At 71.3% G+C, this 4,309-nt stretch carries 5 protein-coding genes; 2 read left to right on the top strand and 3 right to left on the bottom strand.

Translation table 11 applies throughout. The features are described from left to right. Positions 1-199 precede the first annotated feature (199 nt). Positions 200-637 (top strand): hypothetical protein, encoded by a 438-nt coding sequence (locus tag VFN12_RS14770; RefSeq protein ID WP_325119494.1) that lies wholly within the window; start codon positions 200-202, stop codon positions 635-637. 9 nt (positions 638-646) lie between these two features. Here VFN12_RS14770 and VFN12_RS14765 read toward each other — a convergent pair whose 3' ends face one another. Genes VFN12_RS14765 through VFN12_RS14755 form a run of 3 tightly spaced genes read right to left on the bottom strand, consistent with a single transcriptional unit; the run spans position 647 to position 2,731 of the window. Next, on the bottom strand, positions 647-1,402 hold the full coding sequence (locus VFN12_RS14765; protein WP_325119493.1) for a crotonase/enoyl-CoA hydratase family protein: 756 nt from the start codon (positions 1,400-1,402) through the stop codon (positions 647-649). After that, a complete protein-coding gene (locus VFN12_RS14760; protein ID WP_325119492.1) occupies positions 1,399-1,929 on the bottom strand; it encodes a gamma carbonic anhydrase family protein in 531 nt (176 codons plus the stop codon). The genes VFN12_RS14765 and VFN12_RS14760 overlap by 4 nt, the downstream gene beginning before the upstream one ends. 31 nt (positions 1,930-1,960) lie before the next feature. Beyond that, entirely contained in the window at positions 1,961-2,731 is a 771-nt protein-coding gene (locus VFN12_RS14755) for an MBL fold metallo-hydrolase (RefSeq protein ID WP_325119491.1), read from the bottom strand. Positions 2,732-2,857: 126 nt separating this feature from the next. On the opposite strand from VFN12_RS14755, the gene VFN12_RS14750 reads away from it, so the two are divergent. Further along, the gene (locus VFN12_RS14750) at positions 2,858-3,433 is read left to right on the top strand and encodes an HdeD family acid-resistance protein (protein ID WP_325119490.1); all 576 of its coding nucleotides are present in this window, start codon (positions 2,858-2,860) and stop codon (positions 3,431-3,433) included. The last annotated feature ends 876 nt before the right edge of the window (positions 3,434-4,309 follow it).

Below are 4,309 nucleotides of genomic sequence, written 5' to 3'. Positions count from 1 at the left end.
GTGGCCGCGTCTGCGAGGTACCCGGCTGCCCGGAGACGTGTCGCGGCGTCATCGGGCGAGGAGAACCAGGCGCCGTCACGGGCCGGTGGATGCGAGGTCACGGCGCGAGCATATGGGGTCGTGACCGACCCGGGTCCGGGTCGTTGGACCGGGTGAAGACGTTCTCGGGCGGCCAGATCGGCCCGATCGAAGGAGCACCATGCGATACCCCCGGCGCCACAGCGGACGCCACGCCGGCCCTCGTGCCCGGAGGCGGCCCGCCGGCCTGCCGGCCCAGTTCCGCGGGCAGGACCGGCCCCGTCGGTCGGTACGCGGACAGCTCGTTCGCGCCGGCGTACGCACGCTGGCCCGCACGCTGGTCGCCGCCGCGGCCCTGATGGGGGCCGCCAGCCTCGCGCCACCCGCCGAGCTCCCCACCGGGCCCTACGCCACCGGCTCACCCAGCCGGGCGCAACAGGCGCTCATGGAGCGCTACGAGTGCTCACAGGACGGTTTCGGCGACGGCAGCACCCCGAGGTCAGCGATCATCCGCAGCCAGAGCGGCCTCGAGGTCGTCAGCTTCGACCGCGGGTGGCAGATCTACACCGGCGCCCGCCCTCACGCCCTCGTCGCGGTCTGCCTCGACCCTCCCCGCTGAACCGGCCGGTCAGTCGTCGGTCGGGTCGGCGCCGTGCCGGCCGGCGCCGGCCGCGAACCTCTTCGCCCCCTCCAGCGCCTCCTCCAACGAGTCCGAGCCGTAGCCGAGCTCAGTCGCCAGGGCGGCGTCCTCCGGTCTCCCCTCCTGGTCCAGGACCGACAGCCGGTCGTTGCGCAGGCAACGCTGGGGCAGCTCGGCCAGCTGGTGGGCCAGCAGTTCGGCCCGGTCGCGCGTCGTCCCGGGCGGCACCACCCGGTTCACCAGACCGATCGACGCGGCCTCCCCCGCCTCGACCGGACGGCCGGTCAGGATCAGGTCCATCGCCCGACTGGTACCGATGAGACGCGGGAGTCGCACGGTGCCGCCGTCGATCAGCGGCACGCCCCAGCGACGGCAGAAGACGCCGAGCACCGCATCGCTGGCCGCGACCCTCAGGTCGCACCACAGGGCAAGCTCCAGCCCGCCGGCCACCGCGTGGCCCTCGATCGCGGCGATGACCGGCTTGCCCAGCCGCATCCGGGTCGGCCCCATCGGCCCGGTCCCCTCGGGCTCGACCCGGTTGTCCATCGCCTTCAGGTCGGCACCCGCGCAGAAGGTTCCACCGGCGCCGTGGAGCACTGCCACCGACTGGCTCTCGTCGGCGTCGAACTGCCCGAATGCCTCCGCGAGCGCCTCGGCCGTACGGCGGTCGACGGCGTTGCGTGCCTCCGGACGGTCCAGCACCACCGTGGTCACGGGGCCGTCGACCTCGACCCGGACGTTCACTCGGCCACCTCGGACGCGCCGGCCCGGTGCCGCTGCGCCAGCTCCGCGTAGTACGCCGGGTTGGACTCGACCCAGAACTGCGCGGGCGTTCCCTCGATCGGGCCCCGGACCTTCGCGGGCGCACCGGCTGCCAGGACGCCGTCGGGAATCTCGGTCTGCGGCGTGACCAGGGCACCGGCCGCGACCATCGACGCGGCACCGATCCGGGCACCGTCCAGGACGGTGCTGCCGTTGCCCACCAGCGCCCGCTCGGCAACCACCGCGCCGTGGACCACGCAGGTGTGCGCGACCGTGGCGCCCGGACCGATGTCGACGATCTGGTCGGGTCCGGCGTGGATGACCGAGTTGTCCTGCACGTTGGCGCCCTCCCGGACGACGATCGTGCAGATGTCGGCGCGCAGCACCGCGCCGTACCAGACACTGGCCCCCTTCTCGACGGTCACGTCGCCGATCAGGGTGGCGGTCGGCGCCACGAACGCCTCGGCATGGACAGTGGGCCGCTTGCCTTCGAACTCGTAGAGGTTCATGGGGTCATTCCACCGGAAACCGGTCGCCCCGTCAGTCCTCGCCGCGCCAGACGTCCCCCGGCATCAGCTCCACCAGTCGGCAGTCCGGCGCCTCGCGTCGGAGCGCTCGCACGAACTGCGCATAGGGGCGGTCCATCCAGCCTGCGCCGAGGAGGCGAGGCATCGGCGGGTGCAGGGTCCCCCAGTGGACCGGCAGGGCCCAGCGGGCGCCGGACCTGACACACGCGGTCACCGCCTCGTCCGGACCGAGGTGGCCGGGTGAGAGGCGCGGCCCCCATCCCGCGATCGGTACGGCGATCACGTCGAGCCGTCGCCCGAGCAGGTCCGGGATCTCGGCCATCTCGGGGTAGAGGCTGGTGTCGCCCACCAGCCACACGCTCAGCTCGGCCCCCCGGACCAGGTGTCCGTTGGCGGCGTTCGGTCGATGCGGCATCGGCCGGTGGTGATGGAGGGCCTCGGTGAGCCGCACCTCGACCTGGCCATCACCCACCCGCGTCCAGCCGTCCACCAGCGCGGCCCCCGGGAGTCCCTTGCGCCGCAACCACACCGCATTCTCCTCCGCGGTCAGGACCGGCACGGGTGGCAGCATCCTCAACGAGGACACCTCGGCGTGGTCGTGGTGCAGGTGGGAGACGAGGACGGCATCGGGGTCGCGCCACAGATCCGGCGCGGGTTTGGGGAACCGGCGCCGGAGCACTCCGGCATGACGCATCAGAAGGGGATCGCTGAGCAGCCGGACGCCGTCGATCTCGAGCATGACGGTCGAGTGGCCGAGCCACGCGATGCTGAGCTGACCGGTCACGACACCCCCTCAGGTCATCGTCCTCCGGGCCCGACCAGTGGTCCAGCCCAGCGATATTTACGGCCGCGAACCGGCGTCCTACCATCGAATCAGGCGCAGCGTTCGTCTGCGCAGAGGATGGACCTCATGACGCACGACTGGCTCAATCTCTCCTGGAAAATGCTGATGGTCCGCGGCTCGCTCGCGATCGTCTTCGGACTCGTGGCCATGGTGTGGCCCATCGAGACCGCCATTGCTCTCGCCTTCGTCTTCGGAGTCTGGGCCCTGGTCGACGGCGCCGGCTCGTTCGCCCAGGCCTTCGAGAAGGGGACCCCCACCTCGGCCCGGGTCCTGCTCATCGTGATGGGCGTGGTGGCCCTGATCGCCGCGTTCTTCGCCATGTTCAGTCCGGCCGTCGCCGCAGCAACCTTGACCTGGATCCTGGGCATCTGGCTGATCGTGCGCGGTGCCTTCGAGGTGTTCGCCGCCTTCGGGGCCACCCACGACGCTCCGCGCTGGCTGCTGCTCGTGACAGCCGGGGTCGACGTGATCCTGGGCATCCTGTTCGTGGCCAACCCCGGATCGTCGGCCGTGGCCATCGCCTGGGTGCTCGGACTCGTCGCCATCGTCTGGGGCATCGCCTTCCTGGCCACCGGATTCGTCGTCCGCAAGGGCGAGCACGGTGCCGCAGCGGCGCCGCCGGTCGCAGGAGCGCCCGCCTAGACGCCAGTCCAGTGGGGTCGCCCGGGCGGGCGGGAGGCCCCCGTTGCAGGGATGTCCCGAGACGCCGACGGTCGGTGTCTCGGGACATCGCGCTGCCTGTGGCGGGAAACCGGGCAGGCGAGCAGCTTCCGGTCCTTCCGGAGCCCCAGCCGGCTCCCACCACACCGGCGCCGGTGATCCGCGTCAGCCCGTCACCCGGTCATCGCCGACGACCCGGCTGCCTGTGCGGGATCGACGCAGACGCGGTGGTGGTGGGCAGGCCGATACGCAACAACGCCGTCCCCGGCACCCGGGTTCGGGTGCCCGGGGACGGCGTCGCAGGGACTTTCGTCCCTCGGTCTGCGGGCGGTGATTCCCAGACCCTGGCTGGCGGTGGCGGAGGTGTTCTGGTTCAGGACATCCCGGACACATCTCTCAAGACATTCCGGACTGATGTCTCAAGACATCGCGGACTGCGCGATGAGGGTCGGGCATGTCCAGGCCCGAACCCACGTCATCCTGCTCGTCCAGGACCTCCACGTCCGCGTCGTCAACGCAGCCACCGGCGAGCTCCTTCGCGAACTCACCATCGACCCCCACCGCGACTACCAACCCACCGGAAGACCACCAGGACCACCACCCACAACCCCGAAATGACAACAGCCGAACCCACAACACCGTGGGTCCGGCTGTCCGCCATCTCTTGAGAGATGTGTCCGGGATGTCCTGAACCAGAACACTGTCGGGGGCACTCCGTTTCGCCCGGGTCGTGCTCAGCACCCGCCGTACGTGCCGCGCCGCAGCGCGTGACCGCCGGTGCTCAGCTTCCCGTTCTTGAGGGGGAACGCTCGCTGCCAGTCGGAGAGCGCCGTCGTGCGGTTCATCTCCGCTGTCTCG

Source organism: Nocardioides sp., from assembly GCF_035703625.1.
In the GTDB taxonomy this organism is placed as follows: Bacteria; Actinomycetota; Actinomycetes; order Propionibacteriales; family Nocardioidaceae; genus Nocardioides.
Note: the sequence above shows the minus strand (reverse complement) of the source record. Positions and strands in the feature narration are given on the sequence as shown.